Origin of the sequence: Streptomyces sp. G5(2025) (genome assembly GCF_049542075.1) — a bacterium.
Taxonomy (GTDB): domain Bacteria; phylum Actinomycetota; class Actinomycetes; order Streptomycetales; family Streptomycetaceae; genus Streptomyces.
Window position 1 is genome coordinate 1,693,901 of the sequence record NZ_JBMUZT010000002.1, and the last position, 19,221, is coordinate 1,713,121.

The window sequence follows — 19,221 nt, forward strand, 5'->3', positions numbered from 1 at the left end:
CGGGCCCTATTGGTGCGTTATCGCTCCTTGATCCGGCCGGTCCGCGGTTGCGTCGTCGCTCCCTCGTCCCGCCAGTCCGCGTACAGCGGCCGCAGGGCGTCGGCCAGAAAGAGGTCCCGCATGGCGACCCGCTGGATCTTGCCGCTCGTCGTGCGCCGGACGGTGCCCCGGCGCAGCAGGGCCACGCCCCGCACGGGGAGGCCGAACTCGCGGCTGACGGTCTGCTTCATGGCGGCGGCGAGCCGCGCGAGCTCCTCGTCGGACAGCCGCCCCGCCACCTCCTGCGTCACCACGAGTGCTTCCTCGTGCCGCTCGCCGTGCTGCTGGGGAACGGTGAACACGGCGCCGGGCAGCTTCGCCAACTGGGCGTGCCGGCCGACGAGCTCGTTCTCGACGTCCTGCGGATAGAGATTGCGACCGTTGATCACCAAGGTCTCCTTCATCCGCCCGGTGATGAAGAGTTCCCCGTCGACCAGGGCCCCCAGGTCTCCCGTGCGCAGGTATCGCTCGCCCCGCAGCGTGGCGCCGAAGGTCTCCTCGGTGGCCTCCGCGTCGTCCCAGTAGCCCCGGGCGACGGCGGGCCCGCTCAGCCAGAGCTCGCCGATGCTCCCGTCGGGCAGGACGGCGCCGGTCCCGGGGTCGACGATCAGGCCCGCGACGTCCTGGAGCGCACCGCAGCTGACGAGCTCGCGCGCGTCCGAGGCCCCAGGGGGCGTCACGGCCGCGAGCACGTTCCGCTCCAGGAGTGCGGTGTCGGCCAGGAGCACGGCCGGCGGCCGCAGGACCGTTCCGGAGACCAGAAGCGTCGCCTCCGCGATGCCGTAGCACGGCACGAGTGCGTCCCGCCGAAGTCCGTGGGGAGCGAACCGTTCGGCGAACTCCCGCAGTGTCGCCGCCTGTACGGGCTCCGAGCCGTTGACCGCGTACCGCAGGCGCGACAGGTCGAGCCCTTCGATCTGCTCGGGCCTGACGCGTTGGAGGCACAACTCGTAGGCGAAGTTGGGGGCGTTGGTGTGGGCGATGTCGAACCGGTCGACCGCGCGCAGCCATTGGTGGGGCCTGCGCACGAACGCCATGGGATTCATGGTGACGACGCCTCTGCCCAGCAGGACGCCGGTGAGCAGATGACCGATGAGCCCCATGTCGTGGTAGAGCGGTATCCACCCGCCGTGCCGGGTCCCGGGCGGGATGTCGAAGGCCGCCCCCATGGTCGCCACGTTGTGCAGTAGATTGCCGTGAGTGACCACCACGCCCTTGGGGTCGGACGTCGACCCCGAGGTGTACTGGATCAGCGCGGGAGTGTCGGGGCTCGCGGACCCGTCGTACACGGCCCCCTCCTCCGTCAGGTCCGAGGCCGTGACCTCCGACGCCACCTCCTGCCCCCCGGTGACCAGCAGGGGAACGCCCCGCAGCGTCTGTTCACCCGCCCAGCCGACGGCCGCCGCATGGTTCTCGTCGTCGGTGAGGACCGCACGGACGCCCGCCTGCCGCACGATCCCCTTGACTCGCACGAGTTCCCGCCCGTTGTTGCCGGGCAGCGGGGCGGGCACCGCGATGAGGCCCGCGTACAGGCACCCGAAGAAGGCGACGGGGAACCCGGTGCCGGACGGGTACTGGAGCAGCACCCGGTCGCCCGCCAGCAGCCCCGCCTCCGTGCGCAGCCGGGCTGCGAGCCTGCGCGCCCGCCGGTCCAGACCGGCGTACGTCAGGGTGTCGTGGCCGTCGTCGTTCTCCGGGTCCCGGATGTGGATCACCGCGGCCTCGTCGGGCCGCGATCGGGCGAGGCCGCGCAGCACCTCGGGCAGGCTGGACGCGTTGCGTACGTCGGTCATCGGTCAGGCCTTTGCGGTGGAGGCGGGTCGTCCGGGGTCAGGGGCGGTACGTCCGGTCAGGAACTGCGCTGCTCGCGGAGGAACTCACCTACCCGGAAGGCGAGTTCGATGGACTGGACGGCGTTCAGACGAGGGTCGCAGGCCGTTTCGTAGCGGCTCGCGAGATGGGTGTCGAGCACCTCGTCGAGGTCGCCGCCGAGGCATTCGGTGACGTCGTCGCCGGTGAGTTCGAGGTGGATGCCGCCCGGGTGCAGACCCTCCTCCTTGTGCACGGTGAAGAACTCGCCGACCTCGGCGCTGATGTCGGAGAGGCGGCGGGTCTTGAATCCGCTCTCGGAGACGAAGGTGTTGCCGTGCATGGGATCGCACGCCCACACCGGGGCGTGCCCGGCGTCCCGCACGGCCCGCAGTAGCGGGGGCAGCAGGTCGGCGCCCTTTCCGGCGCCGAGCCTGCTGATGAGGACGAGCCGCCCCTGCTCGCGGTCCGGGTCAAGGCGCTCGCACAGCTCGCGCAGCTGGCCGGGTGTGGTGGAGGGGCCGACCTTGATCCCGATGGGGTTGCCGATGCCGGACAGCAACTCCACGTGGGCACCGTCGATTTGACGGGTTCGGTCGCCGATCCACACCATGTGCGCGCTGGTGTCGAACCAGGTGCGCCGCTGCTCGTCGTAGCGGGTCAGCGCCTGCTCGTAGTGGGGCAGCAGGGCCTCGTGCGAGGTGAAGAGCTGGATCTGGTGCAACGCGGCCTCGGAGCGGGTGTCCACGCCGCAGGCGGACATGAACCGCAGCGCCCAGGTGATGTCGTCGGCCGCCTTCTCGTACCGCTGGCCTGCCGCGCTGCGGCGGACGAACTCCTCGTTCCAGGCATGGACCTGGCCGAGGTCGGCGTAGCCGCCCATCGTCAGGGCGCGCAGGACGTTGAGGGCCGCCGATGAGTGGTGGTAGGCCCGTAGCAGCCGGTCGGCGTCGGGGCGTCGCGCGTGCGGGGTGAACTCGGGCCCGTTGACGATGTCGCCTCGGTACACGGGCAGTTCGACGCCGTCGACGACTTCGGTGGGGCGGCTGCGGGGTTTGGCGAACTGGCCGCCGATGCGGCCGACCTTCACCACGGGCAGGCCGGTTCCGTAGGTGAGCAGGATGGCCACCTGGAGGATCACCCGCAGCTTGCCGCGGATGCCGTCCTCGGTGCAGGAGCTGAACCGTTCGGCGCAGTCCCCCGCCTGGAGCAGGAACCCCTTGCCCGCCGCGACACCGGCGAGGGAGCTGCGCAGGTCGAGGATCTCGTCAGGCAGCACGAGCGGGGGCTCCAGCGCCAGGGTGTTCTCCGCGTGGCGCAGGGCCTGGAGGTCGGGCCAGTCCGGCTGCTGCGCGACGGGGTGACCGCGCCATGAGCCGGGGCTCCAGGCGGCTGCGACGGGTGCGTCGAGGGGTGCGCCCGCGTCCGTTCCGGCGTCGCCGTGCGGGGCCGGCAGTACTGGCGTGTATGTGTCGCTCACAGTCATCCGATCAGTTCCTTGATCGTGGCACCGGGATCCCCGGCCCGCATGAGTACTTCTCCGACCAGGACCGCGTCCACTCCGGCCCGCTCCAGTTCGCGCGCGTCCCGTGCGCCGCGGACGCCGCTCTCGCCGACCATCACCCGGCGTCGGCCCACCCGCTCGCGCAGCCGGGCGGAGAGAGTGCGGTCGATCGTGAAGTCCCGCAGGTCGCGGTGGTTGACGCCGATGACCGTGGCGCCGGCCGCGAGGGCGACGTCCACCTCCCGGGCGTCGTGCACCTCGACCAGCGCCTCCATGCCGAACCGCCTGATGTACCTGAGCAGTTCGGCCAGGCGCTCGGGAGCCAGCGCGGCGACGAGGAGTAGTACGGCGTCGGCGCCGAGCGCGCGGGCCTCCAGGATCTGGTACTCGTCGACGATGAAGTCCTTGCGCAGGACGGGGACTTCGACTGCGGCGCGGGCGACGACAAGGTGGTCGGGGCTGCCCCCGAAGCCGTCCTCGTGGGTGAGCACCGAGATGGCGCTCGCACCGCCGCGCTGGTAGGCGCGTGCCAGCTCGGTCGGCCGGTAGTCGTCGGTGAGCGGCCCCTTGGACGGGCTGCGGGGCTTCATCTCGGCGATGACGCCGAGGCCCGGCTCCTTGAGGGCCGTGGCGAAGTCCCTGGGCGGGGGCGCGGCGGCGGCGAGCACGGACAGCTCGGACGCGGGGCGCAGCGCACGCCGCCGTTCGGTCTGCCGCTCGGCCTGGGTCACGAGCCCGGCGAGGATGTCGCTCACGCGGTCACCGCCAGTTCGACCCGCTGCCAGGAGGCGCGGGTCCAGCGTTCGAGGAGGTCGGCGGCGGCTCCGCTGTCGACCGCGGACGCTGCGGTGCGCAGGGCGTCGCGCCAGGTGCCGGCCACGTCGGCGACGCGCAGGGCGGCGGCCGCGTTGAGCAGGACGATGTCTCGCGCGGGTCCAGGTTCTTTGGCCAGGACCCGGCGGATGACGGCCGCGTTGACCACCCGGTCGCCGCCGGTCAGATCGCTGCCCCGGGACGGCGGGAGGCCGAGGTCGGCCGGGTCGAAGCGGTGGGTGGTGCGGCGCCCGTCGCGCAGTTCGACGACGTGGGCGGGTGCTCCGGTGCTCAGCTCGTCCATGCCGTCCTCACTGTGGAACACCAGGGCGCGGGTAACGCCGAGGCGCTCCAGTACCTCCGTCATCGGGTCGACGAGGTCACGGCTGGGCACCCCGAGGGTCCGCAGCCGTGCGCCCGAAGGGTTGCAGAGCGGCCCCAGGAGGTTGAAGACCGTGCGCGCGCCCAGTTCCCTGCGCGGTCCCGCCGTGTGCTTGAAGGCGGGGTGGAAGACGGGCGCGAACAGGAAGGTGATGCCCGCTGTCTCCAGGCAGGCGGCCGCCTCGTCGGCGCCGAGGTCGATGCGGACCCCGAGCTCCTCCAGGACGTCGGCGCTGCCGCAGGCGGAGGACGCGCTGCGGTTGCCGTGCTTGGCGACGCGCACCCCGCAGGCGGCGGCGACGATCGCGGAGGCGGTGGAGATGTTGAAGGTGTTCAGGCCGTCGCCACCGGTCCCGCAGGTGTCGAGCAGCTCCCCCTCGCACTGCACCGGCGTGGCGAACTCCTGTGCCGCGCGGGCCATTCCGGCGAGGTCGTCGACGGTCGCGCCGCGCACCGTGACGGCCAGGGCGAACCCGGCGATCTGCGCGGACGTGGCGTCGCCGCGCATGATCACGCGCATCGCCTGTGCCGCTTCCTCCTCGGTCAGGCGTCGGCGCGCGACCGCTCTCAACAACTCAATCATCACTGCACTCCAGGAAGTTGGCGATCAGCTGCTTGCCTTCGGGGCTGAGGACCGATTCCGGGTGGAACTGCACGCCGTACGTCGGGTGGTCGCGGTGCCGCAGGCCCATGATCGTGCCGTCCGCCGTGCGGGCGGATGCGACGAGTTCCGCAGGGAGACCGGCGGGCTCGACGACGAGCGAGTGGTAGCGGGTGGCCGTGAACGGGTCGGGAAGTCCGGCGAGGACGCCGCTGCCGTCGTGTCGTACGAGGGAGGTCTTGCCGTGTACCGGCGCGCCGCGCACCACGGAGCCGCCGAAGGCCGCGGCGATGCACTGGTGGCCCAGGCAGACGCCGAGGATCGGCAGCCGTCCGCTCAGCTCACGGACCGCGTCGACGGAGATACCCGCGCCGACGGGGGAGCCGGGCCCCGGAGAGATCAACAGCAGGCCGTGCGCGGCGAGTTCGGCGACACTGGTGGCGTCGTTGCGGAAGACCGTGGGGCGCCCGCCCATCTCGGCGACGTAGTGCACGAGGTTGTACGTGAACGAGTCGTAGTTGTCGATGACCGCCACGCGCGGCCTCGCGGCAGCGGCGCGGGGGCCCGTGGAAAAGCTCATGCCTGTGCCTCCGCGCGTCGTACGGCCGTGATCATCGCGCGTGCCTTGTGCAGCGTCTCGCGGTACTCGGACGCGGCGTCCGAGTCGGCGACGATGCCCGCGCCGGACTGCACGTGCACCTGGCCGTCGGCGACGACCAGGGTGCGCAGGGCGATGGCGAAGTCGGTCAGGCCGTCGAAGCCGACGAGGCCGAGCGCGCCACCGTATACGCCGCGCTGCTGCGGCTCCAGCTCCGCGATGATCTCCATGGCCCGGATCTTGGGTGCTCCGGAGAGCGTCCCTGCGGGAAAGGCCGACCGCAGCGCGTCCAGCGCGCTGCGCCCCGGCGCGAGCCGACCGGAGACCGTGGACGACAGGTGCATCACGTGCGAGAACCGCTCGACCTGCATGAGCTGTTCCACCTGGACGGTGCCGGGCTCGGTGACCCGGCCCAGGTCGTTGCGCCCGAGGTCGACCAGCATCACGTGCTCGGCGCACTCCTTCTCGTCGGCGAGCAGTTCGCGCTCCAGGTCCAGGTCCGTCGCGGGGTCCGGATGGCGTGGTCGGGTGCCGGCCAGCGGGCGGGTCCGGACGCGCCTGCCCTCCGACTTGACGAGCAGCTCGGGTGAGGCACCGATGATGTGGCGGCCACCGCCCAGGCTCAGGTGGTACATGTACGGCGACGGATTGGTCGCCCGAAGATGCCGGTAGAGGTCGAGCGGGTCGGCGCGCAGGGGCCTGCTGAGCCGCCGGGAGAGGACGATCTGGAAGGCGTCCCCGGCCATGATGTGTTCGCGGGCGCGGGCGACCCGGTCGGTGAACTCCGCCTCGGTGAGGTTGGGGGTCCAGCCGTCCATCAGGTCCTCGTCCGCCGGGACGGTGTCCATCAGCGGACGGCCCGTGAACCCGGCGGGTGCCGCGGCGTCCCGCAGCCTGTCACCCAGGTGCACGATCCGGCCCACGGCGTCGTCGTACGACTCGCGTGCCGGGCGGTGGAGGGTCATCAAGAGGACGCGCCGGGTGGCGTGGTCGAAGACCACGAGGTCGTCGGCGGCCAGGAAGGCGGACTCGGGCAGGCCGGGCGGCGCGCCCGCCGGGACCGGCAGCTCCTCGAAGTGACGCGACGTCTCGTACCCGAGATAGCCGACGACGCCGCCGGGGAACGGCGGCCGGCCGTGCACGGGTGCCACCGACACGGCGAGCATGGGTTCCAGGGCGGCCAGCGGGTCGCCGTCCGGCAGGTCGATCGGGACCGGCCGGTGGCCCACGTACGAGTAGCGTGCGACGCCGCCGGACACGGGCACGCTCTCCAGCAGGAAGCCGGCCTCGTCGGGCCCGCACAACTGGGAGAACGCGGTCACGGGGCTGATCACGTCGGCCAGGAACTCCTGGTGCAGCGGGATCACGTCGTACTTCTGTGCCAGCTCCGCCGCGGCGGAGCGATCGGGCACGGTGGCGCGGGCGGCCTCGGCCAGCTGGGCCGCGACCTCTTCGGTCGGATAGGTGGTCATGTCGCCTTCCTGGGCGGGCCACACGCCCGCTGTTCCCTGCCGGAAATGTCTCGCCTGCCGGTGAACGGCAAATTGAACGAATGCGGCCTCGAATCCACCGCCGCAGACCTTACGAATGCGCCTTATAGCTTCGCTATTGAAGCCATATCCTTTCCGCTCCTCCGCATCTCCTTGACGTGACTTCTCGGGCACTGATAGTTTCCCGAGGGTCCAGCACGCTTGCTCGCCCCGAGTTGCGGCCGCATGTCCACCACCTTGCAAGGGATCAGCAACCAAGGGGACATGGCGGACATGACGCACGCTCAGCACTCACTCGAAACCGTCCGGGCCTGGCTCATCGAGTATTTCGCCCGTCACGTGCGCTGCCCGGAACAGGACATCGACCCCGCGCGGACGTTCTCGGACTACCATTTCAACTCCGTCTCCCTCGCGGGCCTCGGCGTCGATATCGAGGATCACTTCGATGTTGTTCTCGACGCCACCGAATTGTGGGACCACCCCAGCATCGACATCCTGAGCATCCTGCTCTCACGGAAACTCTCCACCGCCTCCGACGAGGCCCCGGACAGAGTGAACTGAAGGGACGGGATATCGGTCATGGACTTCAGTCTGTTGTACTTCGCAAACCGAAAAGTGGATGACGCGCCCGCCGAGTACGACCTGCTCTTCGACGCCGCGCGCTTCGCGGACCGCAACGGCTTCACCGCCGTGTGGCTGCCGGAGCGGCACTTCCACCCGTTCGGCGGCGCGTACCCCAATCCGGCGCTGGCGGCGGCCGCCCTCGCGGTGCGGACCGAACGCGTGCGGCTGCGGGCCGGCAGTGTCGTCGCCCCGCTCCACGATCCGCTCACGGTGGCGGAGGACTGGGCGTTCGTCGACAACCTGTCCCGCGGCCGGGTCGACCTGGCCCTCGCCACCGGCTGGAACGCCCACGATTTCGTACTGGCACCCGAGCGGTACGCCGAGCGCCGCGCCCACACGGTCGAGAGCGTCTCGGTACTGCGGGACCTGTGGGCGGGCAAGACCGTCGAGCGCACCGACGGCAAGGGGCGCCCCGCGCAGGTCGCCACCTATCCGCGCCCCGTGCAGGCGGACCTGGACATGTGGCTGACCTGTTCGTCCGACCCCGCCGGTTTCGAGCAGGCCGGGGCGCTGGGACTCAACGTACTGACCGCGCTGCTCTTCCAGAACGTGGCGGATCTGGAGCCACGCGTCCGCGCCTACCGCGCCGCGCGGCAGCGGGCGGGACACGACCCGGACACCGGCCGCGTGACGCTGATGGCGCATACCTTCGTCGGCGAATCCGACGACTCGGTTCGGGAGTTGGTGCGCGCGCCGTTCCTTGAGTATCTGGCGTCGTCCGTCGACCTGTGGCAGGACCACTGGCCGGAGCTGCGGGCGCACAGCGGCACCGCGCTTTTGGAGCACGCCTTCGAGCGCTACTTCCGCACCTCGGCACTGCTCGGCTCGGTCGAGCGGTGCACGCGCTTCGTGGAGCGGCTGCGGGCGTGCGGCGTCGACGAGGTGGCCTCGCTCATCGACTTCGGCGCGCCCGCCCCGGCCACCCTGGGTGCCCTGCACCATCTGGACCGGGTCCGGCGCGCCTTCGCCGGCTGAGCGGGCCCCCGATCGGCCGCCCGCCGTCGTCGCCCTCCGTCAGGGGGCGTCGGACGCGGCGGCGGCCATGCGCCCCACGCCGACGACCGCGCGGCGCGGGATGGTGATGCGCCACTTGCGGTCGGCTTCCTCGTAGCGCAGTTCGCTCTCGGCGAGGGAGCCCTCGCCCTCCGGGTACCGGAAGATGGCCCTCGCGGTCTCGGTCACCCAGCGGTACGCCTCGTCGTCGGTCCGTCCGTCGAAGACCTTGACCAGGCCGTACATGTTGAGCAGGTACCGGCCGATCTCCAGCTCGGCCTCTTCCGGGGAGTCACCGACTGCGGTGTACGGATCGTCGATCTCCGTGACCTCGTGGTGGTCGTACCCGGCCATCGCCAGGTACCCGCCGATCTCGTCGCGGGTGAAGTGCGGGAACTTGTGGCCGGTCGCCGAGTACTTGTCGGTGACCTCCTCGAACCAGACGTCCACGGGTGAGCCGACCAGGAAGTCGTGCAGGATGAACGTCCCGCCGGGACGCAGCATGCGGTGGGCCTCGGTCGCCACCGTCTGGCGGTCCGACGGCGGCACGTGGTGCGAACCGTAGGCCAGCAGCACGGCGTCGACGGACCCGTCGCGCAGCAGCGGCTGCTCCGCGCGCTGTAGCAGCGCCGGCATGCCGGCCGCCCACGCCGACGTGATCATGTGCGGAGACGCGTCGCAGGTGAGGATGTTGAAGTCGCCGATGCCCTGTTCCTCGCACACCTTGCGCACCAGACCGTCACCGCCCAACAGGTCCACCAGGAAGGGCCGTTCACCGTTCGGCCTCCGGCGCGCGGTGTCCGCGAAGCCAAGGAGTTTTCTGATGCCGGTCTCGCGGGCCCGCGAGTTGAGCGTCTGGGCCTGTACGTACTCCACGCCTCGGCTGCTCCGAGCGTCGGCGCCGAAATCGTCGTGCCGCTCCAAAGTCGCGCCCAGGGCGGCCTCCCAGTCTGCCAGCCGCCGCGGATCGGTGAGGGCGTGCAGCTCGGGATGGCTGCTCCGCAGTTCTGCCAGCTGGCTCCGCACGTCGTCCCCTGTCACCGCGGAACGGCTCGTCTGTGCGTGCATGAGTGAGGACTCCTCTGCATGGGGGGGTCGGCAGATCGTTCGCCACCGCGACGCTAGGAGCACGCACTTTCCCCTCGCTATCGATCGGGTTTCGACCCTGACGAAAGTTAGGCGAAGAGGAGTCGTTCGTGCCTGGTGGGAGGCGGTGGCGGGCTTCTACGGTCGGTCCCGCTGCACGACGCAGTGGGATGGGACGAGTCCAAAGGACGTCAGGGAATGAAGAAGCGGTTGGACGAACCCGGTGGTGCCGCGGGACTTGACGATCCCGGCGGACCCACCGGGGCCGTCGCCCAAGGCACCCCGCCACTCGGAGCGGGCGTGGACGCCGGTGTCGGGCTGACCACGGACCAGGTCGCCGAGCGCGTCGCCGCCGGCCGGATCAATGATGTGCCGCCCCGGTCGAGCCGGAGCATCGGCGAGATCGTCCGGGCCAACCTGTTCACGCGCATCAACGCGATCATCGGTGTGCTGTTCGTCATCATCATGATCGTCGGGCCGGTGCAGGACGGTCTGTTCGGCGGTGTCATCCTCGCCAACACCCTGATCGGCATCATCCAGGAGGTGCGCGCCAAGCGGACCCTCGACCAGCTCGCGATCGTCGGCGAGAGCAAGCCGCGCGTCTGGCGCGACGGGAAACGCGTCACGCTCGGCGCATCCGAGATCGTCATCGACGACACCATCGACCTGGGCCAGGGCGACAAGATCGTGGTGGACGGTACCGTCACCGCGGGCCAGAACCTGGAGGTCGACGAGTCGCTGCTCACGGGCGAGGCGGATCCCGTCGTCAAGCAGCCCGGCGACGCGGTGATGTCCGGCAGCTTCGTGGTGGCGGGCACCGGCAGGTTCACCGCGACACGGGTGGGCCAGGAGGCGTACGCGGCGCAGCTCGCCGAGGAGGCCAGGCGCTTCAGCCTCGTCAACTCCGAGCTGCGCAACGGCATCGACCGGATCCTGAAGTTCGTGACGTACGCGATCATCCCCGCGGGCATCGCGCTGATCATCACGCAGTTCATGGTGAACGACGACGACGCGCCGGAGGCGATCCGCCGCATGGTGGGCGGTCTGGTCCCCATGGTTCCCGAGGGTCTTGTCCTGCTGACCTCGCTGGCCTTCGCGGTCGGCGTCGTCCGGCTCGGCAAGAAGCAGTGCCTGGTCCAGGAGCTTCCCGCCATCGAGGGGCTGGCCCGGGTGGACACGGTGTGCCTGGACAAGACGGGAACGCTCACCGAGGCGTCGATGGACATCGACGAGGTGCGGGTGCTGCTGCCGGACGCGCCCGTCGACGAGGTGCTCGGTTCTCTCGGGGCCGCCGACGAGCGGCCCAACTCAAGCCTCCAGGCGATCATCGCGGCGTACCCCGCTCCCGAGGGCTGGACGTGCACGGCGACCGCGCCGTTCTCGTCCGCCCGGCGGTGGAGCGGCGCCGCGTTCACCGAACCCTCCGGTGCGGCGTCGGCGTGGCTGCTCGGCGCGCCCGACACGATGCTGCCGGCCGGGCACCCGGTGCTCGCGGCCTCGGACTCCTACGGGGCGCGGGGGCTGCGGGTGCTGCTCCTGGCGCGCTGCTCGCAGCCGCTCGACGAGCTCCTCGAACATCCGGCGGCAGTGCCGGACGCGGTGACGCCGGCCGCGCTCGTCGTCATCAAGCAGCGCGTACGTCCTGAAGCACCCGCCACCTTGCGGTACTTCGCCGACCAGGGCGTCTCGGTCAAGGTGATCTCGGGCGACAACGCGGTGTCCGTCGGCGCCGTCGCGTCGAGCCTGTCCCTGCCCGGCGCGCACGACCCGGTGGACGCCAGCTCTCTGCCGGACGACCCGGACGAGCTGGCCGACGCCGTCGAGCGGAACTCCGTCTTCGGACGGGTCGGCCCGCAGCAGAAGCGGGACCTGGTGGGTGCCCTGCAGGCCCGGGGCCACACCGTGGCGATGACGGGCGACGGTGTGAACGACGTGCTCGCGCTGAAGGACGCCGACATCGGCGTGGCCATGGGGTCGGGCAGCCCCGCCACTCGTGCGGTCGCCCAGATCGTCCTCCTGAACAACAACTTCTCCGCGCTGCCCTCGGTGGTCGCGGAGGGCCGCCGGGTCATCGGCAACATCGAGCGCGTGGCCAACCTGTTCCTGACCAAGACTGTGTACTCGGTCCTGATGGCCATCGTCATCGTGATCGCCCAGGTGCCCTACCCGTTCCTGCCGCGCCACATCACGCTGATCGGCTCCCTCACCATCGGCGTGCCCGCGTTCTTCCTCGCGCTGGCCCCCAACTCGGAGCGCGCCAGGTCGGACTTCGTCGGCCGTGTCCTGCGGTTCGCCGTGCCCGCGGGCGTGCTCGCGGCGGCCGCCACCTCGGTCGCGTATCTCTTCGCCCGGTCCGTGTACGACGACAACCTGGACGCCGAGACGTCGGCGGCGACCCTCGCGCTGTTCCTCACGGCGCTGTGGGCGCTGGCCGTCATCGCCCGCCCGTACACGTGGTGGCGTGTCCTGCTCGTCCTGACGATGGCCGGGGGCTTCGCCGTCGTCCTGGTGGTGCCCTACCTCCAGGAGTTCTTCCAGCTGAAGCTGGTCGGCATCACGGCCCCGTGGACGGCGGTCGCCTGTGCCGTGGCCGCAGGGCTCGTCCTCGAAATCGTGTGGGCCCGGATGCGTCGGCAGCTGGCCGACGACTGAGCCCACCGGGGCGGTACATCCCCCGCGCCGCCCGTGAGAGGGACGCCCGGCCTCGTGCCGGGCGTCCCTTTTTGCCTTTTCCCTCCCCTTTGTGGGCTATTTCACCGGCAGCCGCGCTGGCGGGGGCAAAAAGATCGGACGGCCTGATTCAGCCATTTTCGCACGTGGCCTGGTTTCGGCGTGTCGCGCTCCGCGGCACCTCGGTCCGGGCGGGCTCCACCGCCGCCACCACGGCCGTTCGGGATTGGGTACCACAATCGGCGCGTCTTATTACTGGAGCGTAAGCAGGGGGCGCGGCGAAGGAGCCAGGGAATAAAACACGACGTTCTATCGAAAGCCAGGGAAGCTACCTATCGAAAGTTGAGTGTTGTACCCGAGGAAGATCCGTATCATGCAACGGAAGGCAGAGAGGAGGCGCCACGAACGATTAACCGGGCCGGCGCAATCGCAGAAGTTGCAGGCACGGTCAGAGTCGGACACACCGCGCATCGCGCCACGAGCGCTGTGAAGTCGGCGATATCAATCGTCCACGCTCTTGCCACACCCTCCTAAAAGTGCACCACTCGCCTGTCCGCCGGACAGACGCGCTGCCGCCTCCGTCGATGAATTCGGAGTACGGCATTCCGGATCACGGGTGGCACCATAACGACAGGGGCTCTCACCTGCGGTAAGGGCACGCGGCGCAGCAGAGAGCCGGGTGTTTTCGGGACATTGCATCAAGCGGATATCAGTAAAACTTGACACGGGGGTTTCAAGCGTCATGGAATTTGAGCTGATAGATCTAATATCCCAGAGCCTCGCAAGCGGCGAGCAAAATGGAAATTCCGCCTCACATCAACAAAGCAATTCCGCGAGCACCGCAAGCACAAAGGCAAGGGAGAGTACGGAAACAGAAATCGGGCTCGATTTCCGAATACTTGGTCCACTTGAGGTACAGATGAACGGCCAGGGCCTCACGGTCGGTGGGCCCCGGCAGCGCGCAATTCTCTCGGCCCTCCTTCTCTCCGCGAATCAGGTCGTGTCTTTCGATTCACTGATCGAGAACGTATGGAATGGGCGCCCGCCGAGCACCGCCCGCACTCAGGTGGCCATCTGCATCGCCACGCTGCGCAAGATTTTCCGGTCGGCCGGCTGGAGCCGGGAAACGATCATCACCGCCGCACCCGGCTACATGCTCAACCTCGCCGGCCACACGCTCGACTCCCTGCGCTTCGAACATCTGGTCGGGAAGGCAACAGAGTTGACGGCCGAGAACCGCCCTACCGAGGCGGCAGCAGCCCTCCGGGAGGCCCTGGCACTGTGGCACGGACCCGCCCTCGGCGGCGTCTACGCGCCCTTCGCCGAGACCGAGGCGGCCCGCCTCAACGAACAGCGGATGCTGGCTGTTGAGCAGCACATGGCGCTGCGGTTGCAGCTGGGCGAGCACCAGGCCATCCTCAGCGCGCTCCAGGCCCTGGTGGGTGCCTGCCCGCTGCGCGACCGGATCCGCTACTACCTGATGCTCGCCCAGTACCGCTCGGGCCGGCGCGCGGAGGCGCTCACGACGTTCCGTGACGGAATGCGGCACTCCATTGAGGAGATCGGCCTCGAACTGGGCGCGGACCTTCAGTCGCTCCACAACTCGATCCTGCGTGACGAATTTCCGCAGCTCGACGTTCCCGGAATTTCCGCGTCACAAAGCGAAAAGCAGCAGTCCGCTCCGTGCCAACTCCCGGAAAGTGACGCGTGCTTCATCGGGCGTAGTCACGACCAGTGGCTCATGAATGAGGCACTGCTAGACGGTTCTCCGCAGAATCCGGTCCCCATCGCCTACATCACGGGAAGCCCCGGGATCGGGAAAACGAGCCTCGCTGTCAACTGGGCGCACCGAGTGGCGCACCGTTTTCCTGACGGCCAGTTGTTCGCGGACCTCAGGCAGGGCGAGCCGCTCGACGTGCTCCACCAGTTCCTGCGCCAACTGGGCGCGGAAGGACCGCTGCCCACACAGACCGCGGAGGCTTCCGAGCTCTACCGCACGATGCTGGAGGGCAAGCGCGTCCTGGTGATCCTCGACCACGCGTCGTCGTACGCCCGGCTGCGCCACTTGCTGCCGGGCAACGGCGAGTGCTGCGTACTCATCACCGGGCAGGCCAACCTGGACGAGCTGCTGCAGAAGTACCGCGCCCTGCGGCTGCGCATCGGCCCCCTTTCCGACGAGGAGTCAAGGGAGCTGTTGGCCGGCGTGCTGCGGGACACGAGGGCGGACGAGTCCCATGAGGCCACCGAACAGCTCAGCGCGCTCTGCGGACACATGCCGCTCATGCTGCGCGCCGCGGCCGCCAAGCTGCTCACGAAGCAGCACTGGCGCGTCCTCGACCTCGTACGGCGCCTGGAACGGTCCGGCGACCGGCTCGCGGAACTCAGCATGGGGGACGACTCGCTGCGCGCCCGACTCGACCACAGCCTGCGGGAGTTGGACCCCGAGGCGGCTTCGGCCTACCGCGAGCTGAGCCGACTCGACAACGCCGACTTCGAGGCGGCCGAGGCGGCGAAGGTGCTCGGCACGGACCTCTTGGACGCCGAGGACCTCATCGAGACCCTGGTGGACGCGCAGCTCCTGGAAGTGGTGGGCCGCAGCCCCTGGGGCGAAATGCGCTACCGATGGCAGGAGTTGGTGCGGCTGCACGCGGTGCACTCGCTGAGCGCCACCCCGCGCGAGGCGAGCCTGGCGGACTGAACGGCCGCACCGCTCCAAGGCCCGTACGGCCCCGCAGAGGGCCGTCGTACGGGCCTTCGCGCGTGGTCCGGACAGCACTGCGCCCCGCTGGATCGCGTCCAGCGGGGCGGAGGGTGCCGGGCCGTTCCCGGCGGAGAGGCGCTCCTGTGGCGGGGCCGTCCGATCAGCTGTCGACGCTCATCGCGTCGATGAGGCTCTTGGGCCGCATGTCGGTCCAGTTCTCCTCCACGTACTCGAGGCAGGCCTCCCTGTCGGCCTCGGCGAAGGCGACCGTCCAACCGGCTGGCACCTCCACGAACGACGGCCACAGCGAGTGCTGGCCCTCGTCGTTGACCAGCACGAGATAGCGGCCGTCTGCGTCTTCGAACGGATTGGTCACGTCGCATTCCTTCCGGGAACGTCGGGTGGTGATCTGCACGGACTGCGGGGTCCTGCCCCCGACCCTGGCGACGGTACGGAGCCCGCGTTTCCTTCCGATATCGGTTCGTTTTCCGCACGGCCGGCCTCGACTGCGCTCAGCCGCCGTGCCTTTTGACCTCCGGACGGTGCTGCGCGACGGCATCGGGTCCTGACCAGGGCCGGTGCAGCAGCTGTTCGTCGAGAAAGGCCGTGACCAGCTCCCTCGTGATGCGGGAAGCGTCCCGGGCGGGCAGTGTGACGTCCTTGCCCGTCCGGCCGATCCGCTCGATCAGGGGCGCGTAGTCGGTGAAGGACAGATGGCCCGCGCCGTCCACCGCGAACCAGCGGCGCCGGCCCGAGAGGTCGCGCCAGGCCTTGTCCCATGTCGGGTCGGCGCCGGGCCTGCCGTGCTCACCGGCACCCAGCAGCATGAAGGGCCGCCGGACCGTGGACCTGCCGGTCGTGTGGAAGGTGCCGTCCATGTTCACGCCCGCCGCGAACCCCGTGTCCTTGCGCAGCGTCTCGAACGCGGCGGACCCACCGATGGAGTGGCCCACGAGCGCGACCCGCGACGGGTCCAGCGGCGGCAGCGCTCCCCCGCCGGAAGCCGCCGACCGGAGCAACCGCTCCCGCACGAACGACAGATCGGCCGCGCGCGTCGCGGAGACCGTCGCCCCGTCCGTGCCCCGCTTGCAGGCCCGGCAGCCCGTCACCCGGCCGTCGGGATGACCGATGGCCGCCGCCTCGTAGGCGTGGTCGACCGCTGCCACCGCGTAGCCCTTGCTCGCGAGCTCCTCGGCGAGCCCGGTCAGCGACGACCGGGGCAGGGAGAAGCCGGGTGAGAGCAGCACGAGCGGCAGGCCGCGGGCGGGCGCGGGCAGCGGCGGCGCGAGCGTCCGCGCGTGCACCCGGGTGCGGCTGAGCAGATCCGCGGGAGCGCCCTCGACACGGTGCCGGCGCAGGATCATCTCCGACTCACGCGCCGAGACGTAGCGGGCGCGCGGCACCTGGGACGGCCGCGCGGGATACCAGAAGGAGACCATCAGCTCCCGGACCCGGTCGGGGTTCCAGGGGTCGCGCCGTGCGGTGTCGCGCAGCTCCGTCGTCCGCAGACCGACCGGCAGGGCTCCCGTCGGCGCCGGCAGGACGGGCGCGGTCCACGCGGCCGTCCTGGGCGGTGGCGGCTCGGCCGCGCTCCGCCCGTTGGCGGCGGCGGGCGCGACCGCCAGCATCGCCGCCGCCACCAGGACGCCGCATCGACGCAAGGGACGCACGGCTCCGGTCACCTTCAGCATCAGCGCTCATTTCGTCGAGAAGTACTGAACGCTGATCACGCTAGGCGCGGAAACCGGCCTCCGGCGGCACTGACGGCATACTCATGGCCTTGGACAAAAAGAACATTTCCTACGGCTGTTTCCGGGCGCCGTCCGCCCGTACTTCCGCCGTGCGTTCCCGCGCCCGTGCCCTGACTTTCAGCAGGTCGTCACATCCAGACGGTGCCGAGGCTCACCGACTTCACGCCGGTGATGTTCTTCGGCCCGTTCGCACCCTCGCTCGGGTCGTAGTCGAAGTCCACGTACGTGGTGTCCATGAAGTGGCCGCAGACCAGAGGGCTGTACTCCGACTTCACTCCTGACGCGGTCTCGTAGCTGATGTACCAGGCCACGCAGCCGCCGTCGGGCCCGCCGAGGCCGCCGCCGGGCAGCAGGTCCTCGACGTATCCGGTCACCCGGGCCCGGCCGTCGTCCCGCACACAGACGCTGATGTCGCCGCGGCCGAAGTCCTGCGCGTCGCTGTCGGTGGTGCAGCCCGCCGCGGGGGCGCGGCCGGGGCGGCGGACGCCGTCGGCGTCGAGAGGAGAGCGGCGGCCGCCAGCACCGCCGAGGCGGCGGTGGCGCGCTTCGATCCATGCATGGTCATGTCCTGTCGGTAGGTGATGCTCGGGTTCAGTCGGTGGTGGTGCTCCGGTCTCGGGGCCGCTCGCGGATCCGGGCCCGTCCCGCCACGCCCAAGGAGAGCGCCTCCCGGAGCCGGACCGGCCGCACGGCGTCCCCGGAGCGGGCGATGTCGCGCAACTCCCGGGCCACGGCCTGTGCTTGGACCGCCCAGTCGTCCAGTTGGTCGGCGACGGGACCGGCGTTGGCAGTGAGGATCTCCGCCCAGCGCTCGGGGTTGCCGTCCGCGGTGCGGGTGACGTCCCGCAGGCCCTGACCCGCGAGCCGTACGGCCGACTCGTCCCCGCCGAGCAGCCTGGCGGCCGCCAGGCTGGCGATGAGGTGCGGCGCGTGCGAGACCAGGGCGACCGCGCGGTCGTGGGCCTCGGCGTCGAGCAGGACCGAGACCGCGCCGCACAGCGCGACCAGTTCCAGGGCGCAGTTCAGGGCGAGGTTCCCGGTGAAGTCGGTCGGGGTGAGAGCCCAGGGACGGCCGTCGAAGAGATCCGCCCGGGGCTCCGGAGGGCCCGCCCCGATGTCGACCACGGGCGCCCCGCTGACCAACGAGGTCAGGTCGCAGCCCTGCTCAAGGACTTCCTGGTGCAGCCGGACCTTGACCCCGGAGACGTCGGTGTAGCAGTGCGCGGTACCGAGCTTCTGGTGCTCGGCGAGAACGGGGGCGACCTGGCCGGGCGGCACCGTGATCACCGCGATGTCGGCCGGCCGCGGAGGCTGCGCGGCGAGGCCCGCACCGCGCGCCTCGGCCGCCCGCGCCGCCTCGGGGTCCGCGTCGATCAGGTACGTGGTCACACCGTGCCGTCGCAGTGCGAGCCCCACGGAGCAACCGATCAGTCCGGCGCCCACTATGGCGGCGCTGCGCATGCGTCATCCTCTCTCGCCTTCGGGCCGGGAACGACACCGTGGACCGACGCCAGGGGGCATCGGTCCACGGGGGTTCTCGTCAGCCGAAGATCTTCACGGCCTGGTAGTAGGTCCAGGCAGTGCTGTTGCAGTTCGTCTTCTTCTCGGCGGTGTAGCCGTTGCAGACGCGCTTCATGTCCTCGTAGAAGGCGCTGTCGACGCGCGCCTTGTTGGCGTCGAAGCTGCCGGCCGCCTTGTAGTTGCGGTAGCCGAAGTCATGGCGCGCGCAGGCGTTGTTGAAGGGGAAGCCGAACGGGTTGTCGGGTGCCTGGGTGCAGTAGTCGGTCGACCAGTCGAACCCGTACGCGGCCCAGTCGCCCTGGTTGCGCTGAGCGGAGTTCCACGCGTTCTGGCTCGCCGCGCTGGTCTGGGTGAAGGAGGCGAGCACCGCCGGCTTGTCGGCGGGGGCCGCCTGCGCGGGAGCCGCAGTGACGCCGAGCGCGAGCGCGCATCCTGCGACGGCGAGTGTCGTGGTGGTACGACGACGCATGTCCGAGCCTCCAAGTTGAGGGAAGGGGAAGCGCTCCCACCTTGGCGGCGCCCGATATGCGGCCCGTATCGCGTTGTTATCACCACCGGTACCCGAGGTGCCACGACCGGTACGCGGACACGGCGACCGGACTCGGCGACCGGACACAACGGCCGTACACAGCGGACGGGG

General features: G+C 70.3%; 16 protein-coding genes. 4 read left to right on the forward strand and 12 right to left on the reverse strand.

Annotated features, from left to right (window positions below):
• Window positions 1–17: 17 nt before the first annotated feature.
• Genes ACOBQB_RS07845 through ACOBQB_RS07870 form a run of 6 tightly spaced genes read right to left on the reverse strand, consistent with a single transcriptional unit; the run spans window position 18 to window position 7,217 of the window.
• On the reverse strand, window positions 18–1,832 hold the full coding sequence (locus tag ACOBQB_RS07845; RefSeq protein ID WP_423589868.1) for a fatty acyl-AMP ligase: 1,815 nt from the start codon (window positions 1,830–1,832) through the stop codon (window positions 18–20).
• A gap of 56 nt (window positions 1,833–1,888) precedes the next feature.
• A complete protein-coding gene (locus tag ACOBQB_RS07850; protein ID WP_423589870.1) occupies window positions 1,889–3,334 on the reverse strand; it encodes a class II 3-deoxy-7-phosphoheptulonate synthase in 1,446 nt (481 codons plus the stop codon).
• Window positions 3,331–4,107, reverse strand: a complete 777-nt coding sequence (trpC, locus tag ACOBQB_RS07855) for an indole-3-glycerol phosphate synthase TrpC (protein WP_423589872.1) — start codon at window positions 4,105–4,107, stop codon at window positions 3,331–3,333. Before trpC ends, ACOBQB_RS07850 begins: the two co-directional genes overlap by 4 nt.
• Window positions 4,104–5,129 (reverse strand): anthranilate phosphoribosyltransferase, encoded by a 1,026-nt coding sequence (gene trpD / locus ACOBQB_RS07860; RefSeq protein ID WP_423589874.1) that lies wholly within the window; start codon window positions 5,127–5,129, stop codon window positions 4,104–4,106. Before trpD ends, trpC begins: the two co-directional genes overlap by 4 nt.
• The gene (locus tag ACOBQB_RS07865) at window positions 5,122–5,727 is read right to left on the reverse strand and encodes an anthranilate synthase component II (RefSeq protein WP_423589876.1); all 606 of its coding nucleotides are present in this window, start codon (window positions 5,725–5,727) and stop codon (window positions 5,122–5,124) included. The genes trpD and ACOBQB_RS07865 overlap by 8 nt, the downstream gene beginning before the upstream one ends.
• Window positions 5,724–7,217 (reverse strand): anthranilate synthase component I family protein, encoded by a 1,494-nt coding sequence (locus ACOBQB_RS07870; protein ID WP_423589877.1) that lies wholly within the window; start codon window positions 7,215–7,217, stop codon window positions 5,724–5,726. Before ACOBQB_RS07870 ends, ACOBQB_RS07865 begins: the two co-directional genes overlap by 4 nt.
• A 243-nt stretch (window positions 7,218–7,460) precedes the next feature.
• Here ACOBQB_RS07870 and ACOBQB_RS07875 point away from each other — a divergent pair, with 243 nt between their 5' ends.
• On the forward strand, window positions 7,461–7,796 hold the full coding sequence (locus ACOBQB_RS07875; protein WP_423589879.1) for an acyl carrier protein: 336 nt from the start codon (window positions 7,461–7,463) through the stop codon (window positions 7,794–7,796).
• Window positions 7,797–7,814: 18 nt separating this feature from the next.
• Complete coding sequence (locus tag ACOBQB_RS07880) at window positions 7,815–8,834, forward strand: MupA/Atu3671 family FMN-dependent luciferase-like monooxygenase (RefSeq protein ID WP_423589881.1); 1,020 nt, start codon at window positions 7,815–7,817, stop codon at window positions 8,832–8,834.
• Between the two features lie 39 nt (window positions 8,835–8,873).
• Here the strand turns inward: ACOBQB_RS07880 and ACOBQB_RS07885 are convergent, their stop codons facing one another.
• Window positions 8,874–9,920: a class I SAM-dependent methyltransferase gene (locus tag ACOBQB_RS07885; protein ID WP_423589883.1), complete on the reverse strand. Its 1,047-nt coding sequence runs from the start codon at window positions 9,918–9,920 to the stop codon at window positions 8,874–8,876.
• A gap of 216 nt (window positions 9,921–10,136) precedes the next feature.
• Between ACOBQB_RS07885 and ACOBQB_RS07890 the strand changes: the two genes are divergently transcribed.
• Both ACOBQB_RS07890 and ACOBQB_RS07895 read left to right on the forward strand, forming a co-directional pair.
• Window positions 10,137–12,590, forward strand: coding sequence for a cation-translocating P-type ATPase (locus tag ACOBQB_RS07890; RefSeq protein WP_423589885.1), 2,454 nt, complete (start codon window positions 10,137–10,139; stop codon window positions 12,588–12,590).
• 937 nt (window positions 12,591–13,527) lie between these two features.
• Complete coding sequence (locus ACOBQB_RS07895) at window positions 13,528–15,306, forward strand: BTAD domain-containing putative transcriptional regulator (RefSeq protein WP_423589887.1); 1,779 nt, start codon at window positions 13,528–13,530, stop codon at window positions 15,304–15,306.
• Between the two features lie 163 nt (window positions 15,307–15,469).
• Here ACOBQB_RS07895 and ACOBQB_RS07900 read toward each other — a convergent pair whose 3' ends face one another.
• The 5 genes from ACOBQB_RS07900 to ACOBQB_RS07920 all read right to left on the reverse strand — a co-directional run bounded on the left by ACOBQB_RS07900 (window position 15,470) and on the right by ACOBQB_RS07920 (window position 19,050).
• Window positions 15,470–15,685, reverse strand: a complete 216-nt coding sequence (locus tag ACOBQB_RS07900; protein ID WP_423589888.1) for an MbtH family protein — start codon at window positions 15,683–15,685, stop codon at window positions 15,470–15,472.
• Between the two features lie 136 nt (window positions 15,686–15,821).
• Window positions 15,822–17,000 (reverse strand): alpha/beta hydrolase family protein, encoded by a 1,179-nt coding sequence (locus ACOBQB_RS07905; RefSeq protein WP_423589890.1) that lies wholly within the window; start codon window positions 16,998–17,000, stop codon window positions 15,822–15,824.
• Window positions 17,001–17,188: 188 nt separating this feature from the next.
• Window positions 17,189–17,458, reverse strand: coding sequence for a hypothetical protein (locus ACOBQB_RS07910; protein ID WP_423589892.1), 270 nt, complete (start codon window positions 17,456–17,458; stop codon window positions 17,189–17,191).
• A 193-nt stretch (window positions 17,459–17,651) separates the two neighbouring features.
• Complete coding sequence (locus ACOBQB_RS07915) at window positions 17,652–18,521, reverse strand: prephenate dehydrogenase (protein ID WP_423589894.1); 870 nt, start codon at window positions 18,519–18,521, stop codon at window positions 17,652–17,654.
• Between the two features lie 79 nt (window positions 18,522–18,600).
• Window positions 18,601–19,050, reverse strand: a complete 450-nt coding sequence (locus ACOBQB_RS07920; protein WP_423589895.1) for a phospholipase — start codon at window positions 19,048–19,050, stop codon at window positions 18,601–18,603.
• Window positions 19,051–19,221: the final 171 nt, after the last annotated feature.

What these genes read in the sequence shown, in the direction of transcription:
- ACOBQB_RS07845 (WP_423589868.1), bottom strand. Translation starts at nt 1,832, where the DNA reads ATGACCGACGTACGCAACGCGTCCAGCCTGCCCGAGGTGCTGCGCGGC.
- ACOBQB_RS07850 (WP_423589870.1), bottom strand. Translation starts at nt 3,334, where the DNA reads ATGACTGTGAGCGACACATACACGCCAGTACTGCCGGCCCCGCACGGC.
- trpD (WP_423589874.1), bottom strand. Translation starts at nt 5,129, where the DNA reads ATGATTGAGTTGTTGAGAGCGGTCGCGCGCCGACGCCTGACCGAGGAG.
- ACOBQB_RS07865 (WP_423589876.1), bottom strand. Translation starts at nt 5,727, where the DNA reads ATGAGCTTTTCCACGGGCCCCCGCGCCGCTGCCGCGAGGCCGCGCGTG.
- ACOBQB_RS07870 (WP_423589877.1), bottom strand. Translation starts at nt 7,217, where the DNA reads ATGACCACCTATCCGACCGAAGAGGTCGCGGCCCAGCTGGCCGAGGCC.
- ACOBQB_RS07875 (WP_423589879.1), top strand. Translation starts at nt 7,461, where the DNA reads ATGTCCACCACCTTGCAAGGGATCAGCAACCAAGGGGACATGGCGGAC.
- ACOBQB_RS07880 (WP_423589881.1), top strand. Translation starts at nt 7,815, where the DNA reads ATGGACTTCAGTCTGTTGTACTTCGCAAACCGAAAAGTGGATGACGCG.
- ACOBQB_RS07885 (WP_423589883.1), bottom strand. Translation starts at nt 9,920, where the DNA reads ATGCACGCACAGACGAGCCGTTCCGCGGTGACAGGGGACGACGTGCGG.
- ACOBQB_RS07890 (WP_423589885.1), top strand. Translation starts at nt 10,137, where the DNA reads ATGAAGAAGCGGTTGGACGAACCCGGTGGTGCCGCGGGACTTGACGAT.
- ACOBQB_RS07895 (WP_423589887.1), top strand. Translation starts at nt 13,528, where the DNA reads ATGAACGGCCAGGGCCTCACGGTCGGTGGGCCCCGGCAGCGCGCAATT.
- ACOBQB_RS07905 (WP_423589890.1), bottom strand. Translation starts at nt 17,000, where the DNA reads ATGCTGAAGGTGACCGGAGCCGTGCGTCCCTTGCGTCGATGCGGCGTC.
- ACOBQB_RS07915 (WP_423589894.1), bottom strand. Translation starts at nt 18,521, where the DNA reads ATGCGCAGCGCCGCCATAGTGGGCGCCGGACTGATCGGTTGCTCCGTG.
- ACOBQB_RS07920 (WP_423589895.1), bottom strand. Translation starts at nt 19,050, where the DNA reads ATGCGTCGTCGTACCACCACGACACTCGCCGTCGCAGGATGCGCGCTC.